Origin of the sequence: Acinetobacter sp. S4397-1 (assembly GCF_024129285.1) — a bacterium.
Classification (GTDB): domain Bacteria; phylum Pseudomonadota; class Gammaproteobacteria; order Pseudomonadales; family Moraxellaceae; genus Acinetobacter; species Acinetobacter lwoffii_C.
The window spans coordinates 14,965-36,717 of sequence record NZ_JAMXXZ010000027.1; the positions used below are offsets into that span (position 1 = coordinate 14,965).

Annotated in this window: 21 protein-coding genes; 10 read left to right on the plus strand and 11 right to left on the minus strand. The window is 42.4% G+C overall.

Annotation, left to right across the window (positions count from 1 at the left end):
• Positions 1-18: 18 nt before the first annotated feature.
• The 4 genes from iscU to NI467_RS11685 form a co-directional block, all read right to left on the minus strand.
• On the minus strand, positions 19-405 hold the full coding sequence (gene iscU / locus NI467_RS11670) for a Fe-S cluster assembly scaffold IscU (RefSeq protein ID WP_253153057.1): 387 nt from the start codon (positions 403-405) through the stop codon (positions 19-21).
• Positions 406-510: 105 nt separating this feature from the next.
• Positions 511-1,728 carry an IscS subfamily cysteine desulfurase gene (locus NI467_RS11675; RefSeq protein ID WP_253153059.1) on the minus strand — a complete coding sequence of 406 codons (1,218 nt, stop codon included), beginning with the start codon at positions 1,726-1,728 and terminating at the stop codon, positions 511-513.
• 1 nt (position 1,729) lies between these two features.
• Positions 1,730-2,203: an Rrf2 family transcriptional regulator gene (locus NI467_RS11680; RefSeq protein ID WP_151203955.1), complete on the minus strand. Its 474-nt coding sequence runs from the start codon at positions 2,201-2,203 to the stop codon at positions 1,730-1,732.
• Between the two features lie 112 nt (positions 2,204-2,315).
• Positions 2,316-2,966, minus strand: a complete 651-nt coding sequence (locus NI467_RS11685) for a hypothetical protein (protein WP_151203956.1) — start codon at positions 2,964-2,966, stop codon at positions 2,316-2,318.
• A gap of 205 nt (positions 2,967-3,171) precedes the next feature.
• Between NI467_RS11685 and NI467_RS11690 the strand changes: the two genes are divergently transcribed.
• From NI467_RS11690 to NI467_RS11700, 3 genes are all read left to right on the plus strand, one after another.
• The gene (locus NI467_RS11690; protein WP_151203957.1) at positions 3,172-3,651 is read left to right on the plus strand and encodes a phasin family protein; all 480 of its coding nucleotides are present in this window, start codon (positions 3,172-3,174) and stop codon (positions 3,649-3,651) included.
• Between the two features lie 157 nt (positions 3,652-3,808).
• Positions 3,809-4,081, plus strand: a complete 273-nt coding sequence (locus NI467_RS11695; RefSeq protein ID WP_004786051.1) for an HU family DNA-binding protein — start codon at positions 3,809-3,811, stop codon at positions 4,079-4,081.
• Between the two features lie 128 nt (positions 4,082-4,209).
• Positions 4,210-6,075 (plus strand): SurA N-terminal domain-containing protein, encoded by a 1,866-nt coding sequence (locus tag NI467_RS11700; protein WP_253153061.1) that lies wholly within the window; start codon positions 4,210-4,212, stop codon positions 6,073-6,075.
• 391 nt (positions 6,076-6,466) lie between these two features.
• On the opposite strand, the gene NI467_RS11705 is transcribed toward NI467_RS11700, so the two are convergent.
• Positions 6,467-7,339, minus strand: coding sequence for a DUF2797 domain-containing protein (locus NI467_RS11705; protein WP_151203959.1), 873 nt, complete (start codon positions 7,337-7,339; stop codon positions 6,467-6,469).
• 33 nt (positions 7,340-7,372) lie between these two features.
• Here NI467_RS11705 and NI467_RS11710 point away from each other — a divergent pair, with 33 nt between their 5' ends.
• Positions 7,373-7,840, plus strand: a complete 468-nt coding sequence (locus tag NI467_RS11710; protein WP_151203960.1) for a DUF6231 family protein — start codon at positions 7,373-7,375, stop codon at positions 7,838-7,840.
• 117 nt (positions 7,841-7,957) lie between these two features.
• Positions 7,958-8,587 (plus strand): YidB family protein, encoded by a 630-nt coding sequence (locus NI467_RS11715; protein ID WP_151203961.1) that lies wholly within the window; start codon positions 7,958-7,960, stop codon positions 8,585-8,587.
• 240 nt (positions 8,588-8,827) lie between these two features.
• On the opposite strand, the gene NI467_RS11720 is transcribed toward NI467_RS11715, so the two are convergent.
• The 3 genes from NI467_RS11720 to NI467_RS11730 are packed head-to-tail and all read right to left on the minus strand — an operon-like array spanning position 8,828 to position 10,788.
• The gene (locus tag NI467_RS11720) at positions 8,828-9,442 is read right to left on the minus strand and encodes an OB-fold-containig protein (protein WP_253153063.1); all 615 of its coding nucleotides are present in this window, start codon (positions 9,440-9,442) and stop codon (positions 8,828-8,830) included.
• 18 nt (positions 9,443-9,460) lie between these two features.
• Positions 9,461-9,769, minus strand: coding sequence for a Rieske (2Fe-2S) protein (locus NI467_RS11725; RefSeq protein ID WP_171478803.1), 309 nt, complete (start codon positions 9,767-9,769; stop codon positions 9,461-9,463).
• 14 nt (positions 9,770-9,783) lie between these two features.
• Complete coding sequence (locus NI467_RS11730; RefSeq protein ID WP_253153064.1) at positions 9,784-10,788, minus strand: adenosine kinase; 1,005 nt, start codon at positions 10,786-10,788, stop codon at positions 9,784-9,786.
• Between the two features lie 261 nt (positions 10,789-11,049).
• Here NI467_RS11730 and NI467_RS11735 point away from each other — a divergent pair, with 261 nt between their 5' ends.
• From NI467_RS11735 to NI467_RS11745, 3 genes are all read left to right on the plus strand, one after another.
• Complete coding sequence (locus NI467_RS11735; RefSeq protein ID WP_151206156.1) at positions 11,050-11,499, plus strand: GNAT family N-acetyltransferase; 450 nt, start codon at positions 11,050-11,052, stop codon at positions 11,497-11,499.
• A 181-nt stretch (positions 11,500-11,680) separates the two neighbouring features.
• A complete protein-coding gene (locus NI467_RS11740; RefSeq protein WP_253153075.1) occupies positions 11,681-14,620 on the plus strand; it encodes an insulinase family protein in 2,940 nt (979 codons plus the stop codon).
• Between the two features lie 21 nt (positions 14,621-14,641).
• Positions 14,642-15,784 (plus strand): phospholipase A, encoded by a 1,143-nt coding sequence (locus tag NI467_RS11745; protein ID WP_253153084.1) that lies wholly within the window; start codon positions 14,642-14,644, stop codon positions 15,782-15,784.
• Between the two features lie 72 nt (positions 15,785-15,856).
• Here the strand turns inward: NI467_RS11745 and NI467_RS11750 are convergent, their stop codons facing one another.
• The 3 genes from NI467_RS11750 to ilvA form a co-directional block, all read right to left on the minus strand.
• Entirely contained in the window at positions 15,857-17,197 is a 1,341-nt protein-coding gene (locus NI467_RS11750; RefSeq protein WP_151206159.1) for a TrkH family potassium uptake protein, read from the minus strand.
• Positions 17,194-17,850: a TrkA family potassium uptake protein gene (locus tag NI467_RS11755; protein ID WP_253153077.1), complete on the minus strand. Its 657-nt coding sequence runs from the start codon at positions 17,848-17,850 to the stop codon at positions 17,194-17,196. The genes NI467_RS11750 and NI467_RS11755 overlap by 4 nt, the downstream gene beginning before the upstream one ends.
• Before the next feature lie 163 nt (positions 17,851-18,013).
• Positions 18,014-19,552, minus strand: coding sequence for a threonine ammonia-lyase, biosynthetic (gene ilvA / locus NI467_RS11760; RefSeq protein ID WP_253153080.1), 1,539 nt, complete (start codon positions 19,550-19,552; stop codon positions 18,014-18,016).
• Between the two features lie 104 nt (positions 19,553-19,656).
• Here ilvA and rpiA point away from each other — a divergent pair, with 104 nt between their 5' ends.
• Both rpiA and NI467_RS11770 read left to right on the plus strand, forming a co-directional pair.
• Positions 19,657-20,328 (plus strand): ribose-5-phosphate isomerase RpiA, encoded by a 672-nt coding sequence (gene rpiA / locus NI467_RS11765; protein ID WP_151204989.1) that lies wholly within the window; start codon positions 19,657-19,659, stop codon positions 20,326-20,328.
• 350 nt (positions 20,329-20,678) lie between these two features.
• Positions 20,679-21,359 (plus strand): M48 family metallopeptidase, encoded by a 681-nt coding sequence (locus tag NI467_RS11770; RefSeq protein WP_253153082.1) that lies wholly within the window; start codon positions 20,679-20,681, stop codon positions 21,357-21,359.
• Positions 21,360-21,753: the final 394 nt, after the last annotated feature.

Sequence of the window (21,753 nt, forward strand, 5' to 3'; positions counted from 1 at the left end):
TCTTTAAAAAACGAAGGATCAAGCCTTAGACTGTTTATTGCGATAATCTTCGACAGCTGCCTTAATCGCATCTTCAGCCAGTACAGAGCAGTGAACTTTAACCGGTGGAAGGGCCAGTTCATTGGCGATATCAATGTTTTTGATCGCTTGTGCTTGGTCTAGAGTTTTACCTTTCAACCACTCAGTCACCAAAGAGCTGGAAGCAATTGCAGAACCACAACCATACGTTTTAAAACGTGCTTCCTCAATGACGCCTTCATTGTTTACTTGAATCTGTAAACGCATTACGTCGCCACACGCTGGTGCACCGACCATACCTGTACCAACGTTTTCAGCATTTTTATCTAAAATACCAACATTACGAGGGTTTTCGTAATGATCAATTACTTTTTCGCTATAAGCCATGTTGCTTCTCCAAAACTCGGGGTCAGCCTTAATATTAAATATGGGGATTTAAAATTTTTTATCAATGAGATAGCAATACTTAGATGGCTATCTCAAGCTCAAAAATTAGTGCTCAGCCCATTCAACAGTAGAAAGGTCGATACCTTCTTTGTACATATCCCAAAGCGGAGAAAGTTCACGTAATTTCTCAACAGCAGCTTTAGTGATAGTTAAAACATGATCGATATCTTCTTCAGTGGTGTATTTACCAAAGCTGAAGCGGATCGAACTATGTGCAAGCTCGTCAGATAAACCTAATGCACGTAATACATAAGACGGTTCTAGCGTCGCAGAAGTACATGCTGAACCTGAAGATACTGCTGCATCTTTCAGAGCCATCATTAAAGATTCACCTTCAACGAAGTTAAAGCTTACGTTTAGATAGTTGGCGACGTTTTGAGTCGGATGGCCGTTCAGGAATACCTGCTCAAGGTCTTGCAGGCCATTCCAGAGCTTGTCACGTAATATACGTAAACGTGCTTGCTCAGATTCCAGGTTTTTACCTGCCAGTTCAAATGCTTCACCCATACCAACGATCTGGTGAGTTGCAAGCGTACCAGAACGCATACCTCGTTCATGACCGCCACCGTGCATTTCTGCTTTTAAGCGTACACGTGGGCTACGACGTACAAACAGGGCGCCTATACCTTTAGGACCATAGATTTTGTGAGCCGAGAAACTCATTAAATCTACTTTTAAGGTAGATAGGTCAATTTCGACCTTGCCCGCAGCCTGAGCTGCGTCCACGTGGAAGAATACTTTGTTAGCGCGAGTGATTTCACCAATTGTGGCAACATCAGTCACCGTGCCAATCTCGTTATTTACCATCATCAGGGAAACAAGAATAGTATCTGGGCGAAGAGCTTCCTGAACCATTTCCGGTGTGATTAAACCTGTTTTTGGTTGGGGTTCAAGATAGGTTATTTCGAAACCTTCAGATTCTAGTTCACGACATGTATCTAAAATAGCTTTATGCTCAATTTTAGAAGTAATGATGTGCTTGCCTTTCGATGCATAGAAATGTGCAACACCTTTAAGTGCAAGGTTATCAGATTCGGTTGCGCCTGAAGTCCAAACGATTTCACGCGGGTCTGCTTTAATTAAATTCGCCACCTGTTCACGTGCGTATTCAACTTTTTCTTCCGCTTGCCAGCCATAAGCATGTGAACGGGATGCCGCATTACCGAAGGTGCCTTCGAAAGTTAAGCATTCCATCATACGTTCTGCAACTTGAGGATCTACCGGGGTTGTTGCTGCATAGTCAAGATAAATCGGACGTTTCATGTCAAATACCTGTAACCGATAAAAGGTCTGAATCAAAATTTGGTGAGTTTTGGCGTAATGACACGGTTTGTACGTTGTCACGTGCGACCAGATCAGCCAGTGAGATTTTCGCGAGATAATCGGCTATGTGATGGGAGAGTTCTTGCCATAAATCATGAGTCAGGCACATCGCTCCATTCTGGCAGTTGCCTTTATGGTCACAGCGAGTAGCATCAACTGTTTCATTTACAGCTTCAATAATTGCTAATACAGTGATTTCATCTGCATTACGCGCTAAATGGTAACCACCATTCGCTCCGCGAACACTTGAAACTAAGCCATGGCGCTTAAGTTTTGCAAATAACTGCTCAAGATAAGCAACAGAAATGGTTTGACGTGCTGCAATTTCAGCGAGCGTAATCGTTTTTTCAGATGGCTGCAAAGCTAGATCAAGTAAAGCAGTCACTGCGTAGCGACCGCGAGTGGTTAGGCGCATGATTCGATACACATAGTTAGACTAGATGTATCGATTTTATGAATCCCGACTAAATTAGTCAAGTTATTTTTATGCTGGATATGTGTATTTAATTTACTGAAAAAAGAAACAATTACATATTCAGCCAATTATATACTAATAACGCAATTAAAACTAAGGTAATACACGCAAAAACAAGATTAATATGCTTCTGGCGGCGCTCTATACGTTTAATACGATTGCGGTACTGTTTTACTTCGACCTGAAGTGTATTAATCTTGGAGCGCTGCTCTTCAATTTTTCTTAAAAGTGGTGCAATCCGTTTTTTCGAGCTGATAATGTCTGCTTCATTGGAAGGCGGTTCAGATAACCAGTGTTTCCAGTCTGAGAGCACTTTGGGCAAACTAAATAAAGTTACTAAATCACGAAATTCGTCTTTTAATATTTGGTCGCCATCAATGCGCATTCTGTGAATGCTTTTACGATTACCAAAAATAAAAATTTTAATCAGGTCAAGGAGAGTGGTGCGTACATCCAGATCGATCACACGGCCTGAGGCTTTATAATCGAACAGCAAACCATTGGCAGTGAATTGTACATAAAAATCAAAATAGGGAACATAACTATTGATTTTAATGGTGATCTTTTCCTCTACAAACTTTTTTGCCTGCAATGCAACAACGCGGTCATGTTGGAGGATAAACGTAAATATTGTCTCTAAAACGATCAAAGTCATCGTGAGCAACAAATGCGGTTGAGTTTGACTTTGTTGCGATTCGCTCATAAATACGACCAATCCTTACCTGAAAAATAAAATGAAAAAGCTTCCTGCTCGTGGAAAGGTTTTAGGGTTAAATCAAATTAGAGTTGAAATAAATTGCTTTGTAGAACAGTTTAGCAAATCTATCAAGCCCTGAATTTGCTATTATGCAGTGATTTTGTAGATAATTTTATAATATTTACACAGAAAATAAGCAGGAGTCGTGTTCATGGATAAAATAAAAACGACACAAGATACAGTTACAGAGCTGAGCGATAAAACAGCGAAGAATAAGTCCAGATCGTCAGTAGAGCGCAGGTCGATGCTGGATTTTCGCAAATATACCAAGCAAATCTGGCTGGCAGGATTAGGTGCATTTTCACGGGCAGAAGAAGAAGGCAATAAGCTGTTTGATTCCTTGGTCAAGGTTGGAGAGGAGCTGGAATCCAAAACCGCTGACATTGCTGATCAGACTGTTGAAAGGGTATCAGAGAAGGCTAAAGAGTCGGTAACCGAGACTAAAGATAAAGTCGATAAATTGATCGACCACTCTGTTCATCATTCATTGAATCGGATAGGATTGGTGACATTGAAGGATGTACAGCATCTGGAACGTCTAATCCTTCAATTGCATGCCAAAGTTGATCAACTGACAGCAGAGCAGGAAAAATTACAGAAGGAAATAACGAAAAAAACCTCAATGAAATGACTTTCTTTATTATTCATTGTTTTTTTCGCATGTTTTTTGAAAAAAAAGAGGCTCATAAGTATTGCGTTTATACCTAAAGCATTGCTATAAAGGCGTTATGGCAATTTAAACAAATTCTTGAACCTTATATAAACGATATTAAGAGGACGTAATTTTCATGAATAAATCGGAATTAATTGATGCAATTGCAGAAAAAGGGGGATTATCTAAGGCTGACGCAGGTAAAGCTTTAGATGCTACAATTGCTTCTGTTACTGAGGCTTTAAAAGCTGGTGATACTGTAACTCTAGTGGGTTTTGGTACTTTCGGTGTAAAAGAGCGTGCTGCACGTACTGGTCGTAACCCGCAAACTGGTGCGACTCTTGAAATTAAAGCAAGCAAAGTGCCTAGCTTTAAAGCAGGTAAAGGCTTGAAAGACGCTGTAGCTTAAGTCTACCTAGCGATAAAACGCGCCTTCTTGGCGCGTTTTTTATTGATAGATGCAATTTCATGATTAACACGTTCATTCAATGGGTATTTTCGGTTAAAATCCCTTGCAAATAAAATATTGGAATACTTATGGAAGCTTTTCGTAAAGTTATTAAGGGTTGGTTGGGCAAAGTCTTGCTCGTTCTATTCTTGACCCCTTTAGCACTTGTAGGTATTGAAGGATATTTTAGCGGCGGGAGTTCTGATGCTGTAAGCTCAGTCAATGGGACTGACATCTCTCAAAAAGAATTAGAGTCACTAACAAAATCATTCAAACAACAATATTTAAGCTATACCAATGGCGATGAAACCCTGTTAAATCAAAGTTTCATCGAGCAGAAAGCCAAAGATACTTTAATAGCACGTACCCTGCTTTTGCAGCAGGCTGAAAAACTGGGTATTAGTCTGAGCAAAGAGCAAATTGAACAGATGATTGCCCAGCAGCAAACTTTTCAGCAAAATGGTCAGTTTTCACAGGCTTTATATGAAAACTACCTGAAATCGATTGGGATGACCAACAATGCTTTGATCGAAAGCCTGCGTACAGATCATGCATTGAAAATGCTGTCCTCAACTTTTGTGGATTATCCGCTGGTTAGTCGTGTTGATATTCAGCAGATTGCTGATTTGCAAACGGAACAGCGCCAGATTCACATTGCCAGTATCAGTCTGGAAAGTTATAAAAAAGATGTCAAAGTTACTGAGGCTGAAGTTGCTGCTTATTATGAAAAGCATAAAGCTATTTTTACACAGCCAACTACGGTAGATGTCGACTATGTGGTACTGAAGCCTGAGAATATTGCGGCTGAAAGTCTGGCAGTTACAGATGTTGAGTTAAAGCAGGCATATGATGCATTTGTCGCAGCACAAAAGCAGAATATTAAACCTGAAGTGAAACATGTCTTGATCACCACGGATAATCGTAGCGATGCGGAAGCTAAAAAGCTTGCTGCTGAGGTTGCTGCCAAAATCAACGCAGGAACCAGTTTTGCACAAGCAGCGGCACAATATTCTGAAGATCCAGAGTCTAAGTCGAAGGGTGGTGAAATTGCTGTTTATGAAGCAGGTGTATTTGGGGCGACATTTGATCAGGCTGTAGCTTCTTTGAAATCTGGACAAGTGTCTGCTCCAGTAAAAACAGAGAACGGGTATCATCTGATTTCTGTCACTCTTCCAGAGATTGCGGTACCATCTTTTGAGTCTCAGAAAGCACGTTTGTCTGAAGAGGTTCTGGCAACTAAAAAATCCAACGCGTTCTCGGATACTGTGAATAGCTTAAACGATATGATTGTTAGCTCGGATTCTTTAGAAGTGGTGGCGCAGGAAGTAAAAGGAGTGCAGGTTCAAAGTGCCAAAGGTGTGACGCTGGCGACGCGTGATCCACTTCTGAGCGATGCTGCTGTTAAAGTGAAGCTGTTTAATGAGGATGTCAAAAATGGCGATCGCAATGCCTCTTCCAGTATCCAGTTAAACAATGGCGATGTGGTCTGGATTAAGGTACGTGATTATCATGCAGCAGGCGAGCAAACGTTGGCAGAAGCTAAACCTCATGTAACTGCAAAATTGATTGAAGAAAAAGCACTGAATGCGGCAAAAGCAAAAATTCAGAAGACTTTGGATGAGTTTAGAACCAAGCCAGCAGCGGCTGTGACAAAAGGCAACCTGGTCTTTGAAGATGTAGGTATCTATACCCGTGCTGAAGGTTTGCTAAAACGTGATGTTCAGCGTGCAGCCTTCAGTGTAACACCACCAAAGGCCGGTCATTGGTCGGTTACTACGGCACATATGCCAAATGAGCTGGTGGTGGTTGCGGTTTCTGAAGTGAAGAAAAATCCAATTGATGTGTTAAGTGCCGAACAGCGTAATGAGCTGGTAGAACTGTATCGTCAATTACGTGGTCAGCAGGAATTTGATGACTATACACGTTACTTAAAGTCTCATGCGAAAATTAAATAAAAATTTTCCTCTAAAAAAACCAGCCTAAGGGCTGGTTTTTTATTGTCCTGGATTTAGGGTGTCTGCTAATTAGAAAAATCAGACTTAGTAACAGTCCTTTGATGGCTTGAGGTATGTAGTCAAGCCTGTCTACATCAATAACCAAAAGAAAAAAATATCTTATTTTGAGTTTGTTTTAAAACAGGTATTAAACTCTTCTCCACCACCAGACCAAATCAAGCTGATCAGGCGTGTTAGAGATTATCATTAAGCCAATTTTGATGGAGCTAGGAGGAATTTTTCATATGTTGCTCAGCAATTTACTATTTCGGAGTTGATTTAATCATAACTGTTTGAGCAGGCTGCTGTACCTGGATCATAAGTAAAGGGAGCAAGCTCCCTTTGTAATACATTACTCAGTCCGAATAATGAGTTCATAGCCGGTATATTTGCGGATATTGATCACGCCCGTATCCAGAATCAGGTATTGACCCTTAATACCTTGCAGCTTTCCACGAATCACCGGGGTCTTGTCAAGGTTGTGGGATTTGATCTTTTCTGGATATTGCTCGACAGGATAAATGAATTCGCGAGCCGGTTCATCTTCAAGTACTTCAATCGTTTCATTAAACTCGAAGTTCTGATGAAATTCTTCACGGATCGTCTGAATTTTTGGTGCAAACTCTTCAATCAGTTGCTCGCGGACCTCAGGTAGATTAAGCGGCGCAGCTTCACCTTTTAAAAGTTTACGCCAGTCAGTTTTGTCAGCTACCTGACTGCCAAACATGACTTCTAGTTTACCGGAAAGACGGCGTGAGCCCACTTTCATAATCGGTAAGGCTTGGGTAGCGCCCTGATCTAACCAGCGGGTAGGCATCTGGTTAAGGCGGGTAATGCCGACTTTTAAGCCGCTAGAATTTGCCAGATAAACAATGTGGGGTTGAAAGCAGACATTCTGTGCAAATTCATCTTCCCGGCAGGTCCCTAAATGATAATGGCAGGTTTCTGGCTTCATGATGCACATATCACATGAAGCTTTGGTTTTAAAGCATTTAAAGCAGTGACCTTGAGAAAAAGACTTGGAGGTTTTAGTACCACAAGACACACAGTAAATATTGCCTGTCCATTCAATTTCGATTTCCTGGCCCAATTGAAACGGGAGGTTAATTTGAGATCCATCTAATATTAATTTATATTCAACATTTGCCCGTTGGGTATTTTGATCAGTTACATTTAGATCTTTGAGACCGACATGCATTTTCTGGCAAATGCCCTGAAATTCCATAAAATTACTCACTTAAATCATAGGGGTGCAGTTATGGCTGAACAAAATGTCATCATTGCTATGCTAGATGATTTTGCACAGGAACAGCCAATTCATACTGCGATTTGCATTGGGCAGGATTTAACCCGACTTCAATTTCAGCAATCCATTCAATGGCACCATTTTAGCGTATCTGAGGTTTTAAATCTGCCTTTTCAACAGCGCTATGATCTGGCAGTGGTGATGCTGGCTGCACCTGAAATATGGGTATTGCTAGAGCAGCAGAAAAGTCAAATTTTGGTAAAAATGCGTGATTTATTTGCCAAGCGTTTGCTGGTCATCTGCCATACCCAAGATCAAAAACTTCTCAGGGCTTTGGGTTTAACCCAATTGAATTATCAGCGTGGGGAAGGTGGTCTTGAGCTTTGGCAATTCAATATTTTGACTTATAAGCTTGTGCCTGACTGGCTTAATTCAAAGTTTTGGGCCAATCCTGAAAACTGGGATAAATATCGTTGGTAACATGAAGGTGAGATAAGAATTGGATTAATATTGCAAATATTAACAAAATACTGAAAGACAAGGAGTTATAGAACCGTATGCTATAATAAAGAAAGAACGCATCGGTAGGAAAGTAATATGACCAATCTCAGTAATATTATCGAAATGCTGGCTAAGCAGGCGCTGGGAGGCGGGCAATCCCAGTCTCGGCAGCAGTCACAGCAACAAGATGGGTTGGTTGACATTTTAGGATCGGTATTGGGGCGATTGGGGAATCAGACAAATCAGGCTCAAAATCAGCAAAACGGTCTGGGTGCAATTCTAGGTTCAGTATTAAGTCAGTTTGGCAATAATCAATCTGCTACGCGGACATCCCAATCGAGTGGAAGCTCCGCCAAAAGTTTATTGATTGCAGTGTTACCGCTGGTTTTGGCCTGGATTCAAAAGCAGGGCGGTTTGCAGGGAGCGCTGGACAAGTTAAAAGGCCAAGGATTAAACAGCCAGGTCGATGATTGGGTCTCTACAGCTCCAGGCGAAAATGCACAGGTCGATCCACAGCAAGTACAAAGCCTGTTTGATGATCAGGACATTGAAGACGTCGCCCAGCAGACTCAAGCGCCTAAGCAGGATATTTATAGTGCAATCTCCCAGGTCTTACCGCAGATTATTGACTCGTTAACTCCTCAAGGGGAACAGACCAGTACACAGGAGGCCAATCAAGATATTCAGAATGTCATGAATATGGTTTCCAGCTTTTTGAAAAAATAAATTAGATAGATAAAAAAGTCCCGCCCATAGGTGGGATTTTTTATGAGAAATTGAAATCATTAGAGTTTGTTGAAATTTATTACTTAAAGAAATAGCGAATGTAAAATGAAGACTTTCTACTCGATATGACAAGCTAAAACATAATTGTCAGAGTGCAGTAGTTTTAGCTTATATTTGGCAGTCTTTATAGCACAAATTACCTACTACAAACCTCAACCCACCCTAAAGTTTTAAAGTGATTTAGTCCAGGTTCAGACTAAACAGCTGATTCGATTGACAGATTTTTTTGGCAATATAATGTGATTTTCTTACTCGAATTAAAATAATTTGGGACTGAAATTCCAGTTCACCAAATTCAGGTTCAACCTGTACATAGTGGATCTGGCCATATTCGTCACGTACCCGGGCTTGGGCTGAAAAACCTGGACGTGCATTACCACTTGAAATGGTTGCGAGTCGTCCGAGTAGATTGACATGATTTTTTTTGTATTTTGGAGGAATCACCTGATCCAGACAATGGATCATAAACACAGTAAAAAAGCTGGCAATAATTAAAGCCGGTAAAATCAGATAATAAGCTGGCAAGAATTCCATTTCCTGAGAATAGATCAGGAATTGCAGTAAATAGCCGGAAAAGCTAAAATTCATCAAAAAGAAAAGGATGATCAGGATTTTGGAAAATTTGACATTCAGGACATCAAGATAAGCGAAGTCATAAGACGGAATGCATTTAAAGAGTTTTTTGGATTGAAGCCCAAAATAAAAAGCAGAAGTTTTTGCCATGCCAAACACAAAGATCAAGACCAGACTCAAATGAAAAGGCATAAGGTTGTAGTCGAGCAAAAAAGCTGGCATGGCAAAATCCATTAAGTCTTATTCTGTAAGATAAATCCCGCCATCAGAATGCACCGTAATCTCTACTTTTTCAAGTGATTGCCCCTGACAAGGCCCGGAAATACATTCACCGCTTTCAACCATGAACAGTGCACCGTGGGTAGAGCATTCAATGAATTCCTGATCACGATCCAGGAACTGGTTTTCCAGAAACTCCAGTTCTACCTGCAAGTGCGGACAGACGTTCTGATAGGCGTAGAATGCACCATCACGCTGGGTGATGAAAATCGTATCGCCATTCGGAGTCTCAAAAGAGCGTGCTTCGCGCTCCGGGATGTCTTCAGTCAAGCAAATTTTATACATTAAGCACATTCCTTCTGGAAATTTTCTAATAAGGCTGCATAGTCTGCAACCGCCAGACGTGGACCAAACTGGGAAACCACTTTACTTGAAATTAAAACCGCCAGTTCTGCAGCCGTCTTAAAACCAAGATTGGCATTTAAGGCATACAGGAAAGCGCCTGCAAAGGCATCACCTGCACCATTGGTATCTACTGCCTGAATGGCGCGACCTGGTACAGTAAAGGTCTCTCTATTGTTTGAAATAAGCGCACCTTTGGATGCCAATGTAATGACAACGGATTGACTTAAAGTCTTTAATTTCACTAAAGCAGCATCAATGGTGTCAGTATGGGTATACATCAATGCTTCTTGTTCATTACAGAATAAAAGATCGACACCTTCGGCAATCATTTCATCCAGACCGGTACGCGCATATTGCACCATAGCCGGGTCAGAGAGCGTCAAGGCGATTTTAACGCCATTGGCTTTCGCAATTTCACGTGCCTGTTTTACTGCCTGACGTGCAGTGTCTGAAGTGGATAAATAGCCTTCGATATACAGCCATTTCGCTGTAGTTAATGGCTCAAAGTCAATCTGTGCATCGGTCAGTTCAGCTGTAATTCCCAGATAAGTATGCATGGTACGTTCAGAATCCGGGCTGACCAGCACCATACAGGTACCTGTTACACCTTGACTGATCGATTTAGGCGTAGTTTGAATGCCGGCTTCATTTAAACCGTTTAGATAAATATGTCCTAAATCATCATTTCCGACGCGGCAAGCATAAAATGCCGGACTCCCCAGTGCAGCAAAAGCCACCGTGGTATTGGCAGCAGAACCGCCAGATGCCTGACCTTTATAAATTTGAGTGTCTCTTAGGTTTTGATAGAGGCTTGCCTGAGTTTCACCATCTGCAAGTTGCATGGTGCCTTTTTGCAAATGCTGTGCAGTTAAAAATTCATCAGAAACTTTAAATTCTTGGTCAATCAGCGCATTTCCAATTGCAAAAAGATCAACAGTTGCCATATTCTAAGATCACATTAAAAAATGAAAGTCGTAAGTTTACACCATCACTCGGGATTGCTGTAGTTTGCTGAACTTTTTTCAAAGAAAATTTATATAATACAATTCATTCTGGATTATCTTTGGTCGAGTTTCTGAACTATTTTTATGCAATGAGTTGTACAGCCATTGATTTGAGAGTCTTGTTTTATTTATAAGGTAAGAGGCTTTGCATCAAGTTCTGCAAGCGTATCTCCTCACCACAATTTCAAATAGTGTGCATATATGGAAATTAAGATTGTAACTGCTAAAGAACTACCGGATCAGATTGAAAAACTGGCCATACTCGCGCGTAAGGAAGGTTACGAATTAATTGACAAGTTGATTGAAGAATATCGTACGGGGAAAAACTGCTTTAGCCATGCCAACGAGTTTTTGGTGGGTGCTTATGACGGTGACAGACTGATTGCCTGCGGGGGCCTCAATCAGCAATGGGGTGACAATGGTGTTGAGGAGCGCATTGGCCGTGTGCGCCGCTTCTATGTACATCCAAAATATCGCCAGCATGGGGTCGGCAAACAGCTTCTTGTTTATCTGGAACAGCTGGCACGTCCGCATTATTCAGCACTTTGCTTGCATACCGATATTAAACAGGCTGCGAGCTTTTATCAGAAACAGAACTATGTTTTTGTAGAAAGTCATCCAAACTATAACTACTTCAAATACCTGATCTAGAACTTCGATCAGTATCCTCAGATGATTTAAAAGTCTGATTCAAGTGAATTTGATGATTTATCATTTTAAATAATCAAGTTTACTGAATTCGATCAAAATCATTGGATTTCTCAGTGAATAATTTAAACAACTACAGCTATAATGCGATCAGTTATTTTTAATTTAAATATTAGGAGATCGCATGACTGTAGATGTCACTGAAACCATTTCTCAAACTGTACATCCTGCGTTTCAGTTGGTACGTCAACAACATGTTGAAGCTTTAGACATTGCTGTGTCTGAATATAAGCATAAAGTGACTGGCGCCACCCATTATCATTTGGCGACCAATCATGATGAAAATGTCTTTCTGGTGGCTTTTCGCACCCAGCCCATGGATTCCAAGGGAGAAGCGCATATTCTGGAGCATACTGCATTATGTGGCTCAGAAAAATTCCCGGTGCGCGATCCATTTTTCCTGATGATTCGCCGTTCACTGAATACGTTCATGAACGCATTTACGGCAGCGGACTGGACCGCTTATCCGTTTGCAACCCAGAACAGCAAAGATTTCCAGAACCTGCTGGAAGTGTATATGGATGCAGCGTTTGCTGCGAACCTGAATCCGCTGGATTTTGCTCAGGAAGGGATTCGTATCGAGTTTGAAAATGGCGAACCGGTCTATAAAGGTGTGGTTTTTAATGAAATGAAAGGGGCGATGAGCTCGCCTTCAGATCAGCTTTATCATACTTTGGCGCATTATTTATTCCCGGATACGACCTATCATTATAATTCGGGCGGTGATCCTAAAGATATTCCAGACCTCAGCTATGAAGAACTGGTGGATTTCTATAAATCACATTATCACCCAAGTAATGCAGTATTTATGACCTTTGGTAATAAATCAGCTTTTGAACTTCAGGAGCAGTTTGAAAATCTGGCATTGTTCAAATTTGAAAAAGGCGAAACACTGTATTCTACGCCGGTAACACGTTTGACCGCGCCAATTGCCGTAACAGATACCTATGCTGTAGATGCCGAAGATCTGAAAGATAAAACCTATCATGTTTTATCCTGGTTATTGCCTGAAGCCAGTGAAATTAAATTACGTCTGGGAATGCGTCTGGTAGAAGGCATCTTGTTGGAAGATTCAGCCTCACCACTGCGTCACTATCTGGAAACCTGTGGCTATGCCCAGTCGACTGGTCCATTTTTGGGCGTAGATGATTCTAACTTTGAAATGACCTTCTATTGTGCAGTTCAAGGTTCTAACCCTGAACATGCAGAAGAGTTTAAAAATGGTGTATTCAAGATACTTGAAGAGGTAGCTTCCAAACCTGTCGATCAACAGGCTGTTGATGCAATCTTGCATCAAATCGAGCTGCATCAGCGTGAAATCAATGGTGACGGTACGCCATATGGATTAAGCCTGATTCTAAGTGGATTGGGTAGTGCAATTCATCATCGTGATCCGGTTGAAGTCTGGGATGTAGATTCTGCCATTGCGGCGGTTAAGGACGAGCTGCAAGATCCGATGTGGCTGTCGAATCTGATTAAAGAACATTTACTGGATAATCCGCATCGTGTACAGCTCACGCTGGTTCCAGATGCAGGCAAATCGGCCAAAGAAGCAGAAGCTGAAAAAGCACGTCTGGCTGAAATTGCAAAAACACTGACCGAAGAGCAGAAAGCTGAAATTATTGCTCAGACTGAAGCACTAAAAGTACGTCAGGATACTCCGGATGATTTGGAACTGTTACCTAAAGTTGGCCTGGAAGATGTTCCTGCCGAGTTGCAGATTGTGCAGGGCCAGTTGCGTGAAATTATCTGTAACCGCGTAGATACCCCGCTTAATCTTTATCATGCGGGTACCAACGGGATTTATTATCAGCAGGTACTGGTTAAAATTCCGGATGAAGTGGTGCAATCGCCGTATTTCAACTTGCTGTCTATTTTGATGGGTGAAGTGGGTGCAGGCGAATACGACTATCTTGAATTCCAGCAACTACAAACTGCAGTAAGTGGTGGCTTGGGAATGGGGGCTTCACTACGCTCTAAAGTCGATGACAAGCACAAGATTAGTGCTTGGCTCACACTCACCACCAAATCCCTGACAACGCATCTGGATGCAATCCGTCTATTAAAGATCGGTTTCGAGCAGCTACGTTTTGACGAAAAAGCACGTATTGTTGAACTGTTGCAACAGCGTAAAACACGCTGGCAGTCACGCATTTCCGGTTCTGGTCACAGCTATGCCATGCAAGCCGCTTCGCGTCAGCACAGTGCTTTAGCTTTACGTGATTATCATAATACCGGTTTGGGGGCTTTAAACTGGCTGATCCATCTGGTGAATCAGATTGAACAAGACCCGGCTACGTATGATGCGCTGATTGACGAGTTAAAACGTATTCATAACATCCTGCTGCAAGCACCTAAGCAGTTCCTGCTGGTATGTGAAGAGCCACATGCTGAGCGCCTGATTGAAGAAATTCAACATGTCTGGGACAAGCTGGAAGTCAATACCGCACCTGTTGAGCTGACACAGGTTGATAAAGCCAATCATGATCATGATGAAGCCTGGCTGATTCAGACCAATGTTCAGTTCTGTGCAGCAGCCTATCCTGCAGTGGAGGTATCACATCCAGATGCTGCAGCACTGATGGTGCTGGCAGGTTATTTACGTAATGGTTTCCTGCACAGCGCGATACGTGAAAAAGGTGGAGCGTATGGTGGCGGCGCCAGCTATGATGGTAATGCCTGTTCATTCCGTTTCTATAGCTACCGTGATCCACGTCTGGCAGAAACTTTTCAGGATTTTGAGGCCAGTATTCAGTGGTTGCTGAATGCTCCTCAACAACCGCATCAGTTGGAAGAAGCCATTTTGGGCCTGATTGCCAGCATGGATAAGCCGGGTTCACCAGCAGGCGAAGCGATTACCGCATGCTATGCCTATCTGCATCAGCGTACCCCGGCATTTCGCAAACAGCTACGTGAGCGTTTACTGAATGTCACGCTGGATGACCTGAAACGTGTTGCACAAACTTATTTGGTTGAGCAGCAAGCATCTAAAGCAGTGGTTGCACCTGTTGCAAAACGGGAAGCATTGGAGCAGCTGGGTTTTAGTATTCAACCAGTTCAATAAATAGAAGAATGAGGAAAAATGATGGCGCTTAATTCAGTTAAGCGCTCAACTTTGCAGCTGGGCGTTTTGCTGGGCTGCGCGGTTGGGACGCACGCGAATGCGGAAAATCCGGTGCTGGTCAATAGTCCTACGCCCGCAACCGCCGAAGCCTGTGCAGCACTGGAAGTGAGTGCGGAGCGACTGGCTTGTTACGATACTTTATTTAAAGCATCGGGCAGTAATCAGCCTGAAACTGTTTCTGAACAGCGTGCTGCCCAGGAACTTAGGCCCACAGCCGATAGCCTGAAAGCAAAAAGTGCAGATATTTTTTCCAATATCTATACTTCTGAGAGGCCAAGACTGACTCCTACTGAGTCTTTAATGGATAGCCGTTGGGAGCTTTCACCAGAGAGTAAACTGGGTACATGGAACATCCGCTCCTACCAACCGCTATATTTGATGCCAGGTTTCTGGACATCGAAAAAAAATGAATTCCCACAAAGTGAAAACCCGAACAATACCGAGACAGAGAAACAGAATCTCACGTCAACTGAAGCAAAATTCCAGCTGTCTTTGAAAACCAAGGCCGTGGAAAATATTCTCGGCAATAATGGTGATCTCTGGTTAGGTTATACCCAATCTTCACGCTGGCAGGTCTATAATTCGGACGAGTCCCGGCCGTTTCGTGAAACCAATTATGAACCTGAAGCCAGTCTGATCTTCCGTACGAATTATGACTTGTTCGGTTTAAATTGGCGTTTACTTGGTCTGACGCTTAACCATCAGTCCAATGGCCGTTCAGATCCGCTTTCACGTAGCTGGAACCGGGTTATATTGAATCTTGGTTTTGAAAAAGACAATTTTGCCCTGATGGTTCGTCCCTGGTATCGGATTGAAGAGAAGCGAGAGGATGATAACAACCCTGAAATCAAAAACTATATTGGTCGGGGGGATCTGACTGCATTTTATCGTCACAAGGAACATGATTTTTCATTAATGTTGAGACATACACTGAAAGGTGGGGATGAAAGTCGTGGCGCCGTACAGTTTGACTGGTCGTTTCCGATTAGTGGCCGTTTGCGTGGACAGTTCCAGCTTTTTGATGGTTATGGCGAGAGTCTGATTGATTATAATCACCGCGCGACCTATGTCGGTCTGGGTGTATCTTTACTGAACTGGTATTAAAACACCTCGAATAAAAAAACCATGCTTTGGCGTGGTTTTTTTATCGGCTATTTATGTGTTTCAAATTAAAAATTATCCAATCTGAATCTCTGTCGGAGGATGCTTCAGGCGGCTTTTTTTTGGGGTTGCAATAAAGTAGGCTAGGGTTAAGGGACCCAAACGACCGGCGTACATCAAGAGCATTAATATGATCAAACTGGCAGGTTGCAGCTCTTCGGTTACGCCTCGTGACAAGCCGACGGTGCAGGCTGCTGAAACTGTCTCAAATAACAAATCTAGAAACTCATGATCAGGTTCAAGAATCAGTAAACTCATAAAGCCCATGATGATCAGTCCAGCGGTAATACAGACCACTGCCAAAGCTTTAAAGGTGGTTGTTTCGGAAATGGAGTGATTAAACAGGCGAATTTCATCTTCGCGGCGTAAAAAACTGATCACGCTGATCAATACAATAATAAAAGTACCGACTTTGATGCCACCTGCGGTACTTAAAGATCCTCCGCCAATAAACATCAGGATCATGGTGACCAGTGTCGAAGCATCTGTCATCTGATCTAAAGGCAGACTGTTAAACCCTGAAGAACGCGGGACGGTGGCATGAAACCAGGCATTTAAGGCTTGATCGCCGAGACTCAGGATTCCAAGGGTTTGCGGATTCGACGCTTCTAAAATCCAGAGCAGAATAAAAGCGCCTAAGTTCAAACCCAGAATGGTAGAGAGAATCAGTTTGCTATTGGTGCTGAGCCTGGACCAGCGTTTATGTTTTTTTACATCCATCAGCACCAAAAAGCCGATCCCGCCGATGATGTACAGCATGCTAATGGTAAAGGTCACCAGATATTGCCCGGAAAAACTCATTAAACTATTGGGAAATAAAGAAAATCCACCATTATTGAAGGCAGAAACGCTATAAAATGCTGCATAAAATAAAGCGTCACCCAAGGGATAATCTTGCAGCCAGGCCAGGGTTAAAATCATGGTGCCAATAGCTTCAAAAAATAATGAATATAAAAAAACCGCCTTAATGGTAAAGCTGACTTTTTTTAAGCTGGTTTGTCCTATGGATTCCTGAGCCATGACCTGCTGTTTTAAGCCCATTCCTGGCACCAGACTCATGACCGCAAGAATTGCAAAAGTCATAAAGCCCAGACCACCACATTGCAACAAGAACATAATGATGATTTGGCCAAACATCGTATACGCTTCTCCGACGTTTACGACTGACAGGCCAGTAATGGTGACGGCAGAAGTGGCGGTAAAAATAGCATCCAGCCAGCTAATCTCCTGTTGATGGGCAATCGGCAGCATCAGCAGCAAAGAACCGATAAAAATCAGCCCGAGAAAACCCAAAGCCAGAAGGGCGGGCGGGCTAAGATTTACCGTGTGATGTGAACTAAGGTCTGGTGTTTTCATAAGCGTTTAAAATATTTGGAAAGACGGCGTAAAGGTTCAAGCAGACCTTCAATGACCAGAATGTCGCCCTCTTGAAGCAGCATATCCGGAGCAGGGTTGTCGTCTATGCGGCTACCGCGTTTAAGCAGCAGGGTTTTAATTTCAGGCACATGGTTCATCAATTTACGTAGCGGCATGCCATGATGGTCGGCATGGATTTCGACTTTGACAATATAATGATCATCTTCCAGTGCCATATAGCGGCTGACCATTGGATAGCTCAGAGACTGGGCAACACGTACGCCCATATCTTCTTCAGGATGAATAATTTTATCGACATTCAGATGGGTCAGAATCATATGATGAGCCTTGGATTTGGCTTTGACCCATATTTTTTTAACGCCCATGTTTTTCAGGTGTAGCACACAAAGAATGCTGGCCTCAATATCTTCACCAATCGCCACCACTACAGCTTCACAACGCTTGACATCCAGCTCATCCAGGACATGTTCATCGGTTGCATCGGCAATCACCGCATGTGTCAGCTGGTCAGAGATATTTTCAACATATTTTTTATTCAGATCGATGCCAATTACTTCATGTTTCAGCTCAATTAGCTGAGTTGCAACCGTTGCACCAAAGCTGCCGAGTCCAATGACTGCAAATAATGCCATGGAAATGTTCCTAACTTTTTATTCAAATCGAATCTGCTTAATATCTTAAAGATTTTTAGAATAATCAGCTATCTACTATTACATAAATCCTGTATTTGTGGCCTTTTTCAGAAAATCCAGGCAATAAAAAACCGCCTGTTCAGACGGTTTGATGATCTGCTCTTTATTTCAGGAAACGCTGATAACCCAGATTATTGGTAATCTCATCGTATGGATAGCTAATGCTTTCCAGAGTTTCAACCAGACCGTCCGGATTTTGCTGTGCATCTTCAGCTTCCAGGCCCACCAGCACACGACCTTCTGCTGCGCCGTGGTTACGGTAGTGGAACAGGGTGATGTTATGGGTAGGACCCAGACGCTCCAGGAACGTTAGCAATGCGCCTGGACGCTCCGGGAACTCCACGCGGAATAAGCGTTCATTTTCAATATCGGCATGACCGCCGATTAAGTAACGGATATGCAGTTTTGCGACTTCATCATCGGATAGGTCATCAACGTCATAATGAAACTTAAGGTTTTCATAAATTTCCTGACGCTCTTTTTCACCATTCTTTAAACTGATGCCGACAAAAACCTGTGCCGCAGAAGCATCACTGGCACGGTAGTTAAATTCCGTAATATTACGCCCTTGCAGGGCGCGGCAGAATTTCAGAAATGAGCCTTTTTTTTCAGGAATGGTCACAGCAAAAATGGCTTCTTTACGCTCGCCAAGTTCAGTACGCTCTGCAATATAACGTAAACGATCAAAGTTCATGTTGGCGCCGCAGACAATTGACACCATATTTTTATCGGTAATTTGATGTTCTTCAACGTATTTTTTAATACCTGCCAGCGCCATCGCACCTGATGGCTCAACAATACTGCGGCACTCGTCATATGTATCTTTAATTGCAGCACAGATTTCGTCAGTATTGACCAGTACTACATTCGGCTCGACGATCGGGCCTGAGTTGTCTGATTTTTGCAGGCGAATCACTTCAAATGGTTTTTCACCAATCTGGGCCACCGCCGTTCCATCTGCAAATAAACCGACAGATGGAAGAGTCACACGCTCATTTGTTTCTAAAGCAGCTTTTAGGCAGGCAGATTCATCATATTCCACTGGAATGACTTTGACGTGTGGCGCCACATCTCCCAGATAGGCTGCAATCCCGGCAATCAGGCCGCCACCGCCAACCGCAACAAATACATAATCTACATCACGCCATTGACGCAGAATTTCATTGGCAATCGTACCTTGACCTGCCATCACCAGCTCATCGTCATAAGGCGGAATGAAGGTCATGCCATCATCTTGCGCACGCTGAATTGCATACTTGTTGGCGACATCAAATGAATCACCATGTAAAACCACTTCACCACCTAGGCGTTTAACGGCTTGTACTTTGATATCCGGTGTAGTTTTCGGCATCACAATAATGGCGCGAATCCCTAACTTTTTACCAGACAGTGCCACGCCTTGTGCATGGTTGCCTGCGGAAGCCGTAATAACGCCACGTTCGAGCTGGGATTTCGGTAATTGACTAATACGGTTGTAGGCACCGCGTAGTTTAAAAGAAAAGACCGGTTGTAAATCTTCACGCTTAAAACGAATGTTGTTATTGAGTCGTTCGCTAATTCGTGGCGCTGCTTCGAGTGGGGTTTCGATTGCAACATCGTAGACCGTTGCTTGTAAAATTTGTCGAACCAAACGAGACAGCATGTTAATTTTCCATCTAACAGTTTAAAATAGGCGCTTATTGTAACAAACCATACGGCTTTTCGGTTTAAAAATGCTGCAAAAGTCCAAAATAGTTGAGTGATGTCATGAGTCTATATGCAACCCAAGATGAGAAAAAACAGGCTGCGGCCAAAGCAGCTTTAAAACACTTACCAAAAGGGGGCATTTTAGGCATTGGTACAGGCAGTACCGTGAACTTTTTAATTGATCTTTTGCCAGAGCTTCAGCTGGAAGCAGCAGTGGCAAGCTCGGAAGCCACAGCAGAGCGTCTGAAAAAGCTGGGTATAGACGTGGTCGATATGAACAGCGTTGGCAGTTTAGATGCTTATGTAGATGGTGCCGATGAAATTGACCGTCATATGCACATGATCAAAGGTGGGGGTGCTGCGCTAACACGTGAAAAAATTGTTGCCTCTATTGCAAGAAAATTTGTATGTATCGTTGATGATTCAAAATGGGTGGAGCAATTGGGACGTGATTTCCCGCTTCCTGTAGAAGTGATCCCAATGGCACGTTCGGCTGTGGCACGTAAACTGGTTGCTCTGGGGGGGGATCCTGCTTATCGTGAAGGTGTGGTGACTGATAACGGTAATGTAATTCTGGATGTTTATAACCTGAATATCTTGAATGCCCTTGAGCTGGAAAGAACCATCAACGATATTCCTGGCGTTGTCTGTAACGGAATTTTTGCATTAAATAAAGCCGATATTGCGATTGTCGCAACCAATAATGGAATTGAAGAACGCACTGCGGTTTAAGAAGTTTTCCCTGACCCTCCTTTTTAAAGGAGGGAACGTCTTTAATTTTGATCAGGCTCCTCGAAATTTTTAAAAGTTTAAATTTTCCTTTTTATAAAAAGAGGGGGATGAATAAAATAGGATCTGTTGATCTTTCATAAATGCCTTGTTTGTGCTGTAAGCTAAAACTGAGTAGATGAGGCATGAAACGAAAGGAGTAGCGAAACTGTTGCCAAGTTTCATAACGAAAGCATTTAGAATGACTAAATTTGCTGCTCATACCTTATCTTAACTAAAAAAATTTGCAAAATAGATCTCTCACCTCGCAAACATGGGTGCAGTGTCAACAGACCTAATGATTAAATATAAAAATGACCCTAAACGATCTACCTGAAATTCAAATCATCCGAAATGCTCGCTCCAGACGTTTACGTTTACGTGTAGAGCATCAGCAGATCAAAATGACGGTACCGGTTTCTTGCAGTAAGCAGCAAATACAAAGTTTTTTACAGCAGGCCGAACCCTGGTTATTAAAAACATGGAAAATTCAGCAGGAACAAGTACAAAGTATTGACCAGACTTTACCGGCACAATTGCAACTTTTTAATCAAGCCCAAGCTCTACAGGTTTGTTATCAAAGCCAAAAAAATAATTTTGTTTTTGATTCAGAAAAACTCCAGCTTTCTATCAGTGACCGGAATCCTGAAGCTTATTTAAAGGCATTTGTCATCGCCTATGCCAAGGAGCAGTTGCCGGGGTATTTGGTGCAAATCGCTCAGGAAACCGGGCTGTCTTTTAATGTCTGTCATATTCGTCAACCCAAAACCCGCTGGGGCAGTTGTTCAGCCAAACATGACATTATGCTCAACAGTGCGCTGGTGTTATTTCCTCAAGAGATTGTGCGTTATGTAAGTGTGCATGAACTTGCACATACTCACCATTTTGATCACAGCTCAAGGTTCTGGCAATTGGTTGCTCAACATGATGTAAACTTTCAGCAACATCGTCAGCATTTAAAAGATACGTTTTTGCCATATTGGTGGAATTTTTAATCTATGTGTTTTTAGACAGCACGTTTTGCTAGCGCTTCTGTATAAATTATTTAGAATGTCTAAGTTTTATATTTCATGCTCATGCCAGCATAAAAATACATACAGTCTGCAATACAGACAGATTGTCAATAAAGTCTAATTGCATCAGCCTATAAGAATATAAAATTTAGCAGACTGCAGCTGGTTTTAATATTGGTAGAACTAGGGGCTGCTATGATTCCTAAATTGATCCGAATTTCGGTTATATAAAGATGATCAATATGAGGTTGCATCGTTTAAATTGGTCTTATCTTGAGGTTGTTCCTAGGGCGTGTCCTCATTTGGCTTTACACCAAATAAACATGCAAGCAATGTAAATCATAGACTGATAATTTCGTGCAAGCTTATCAAATCG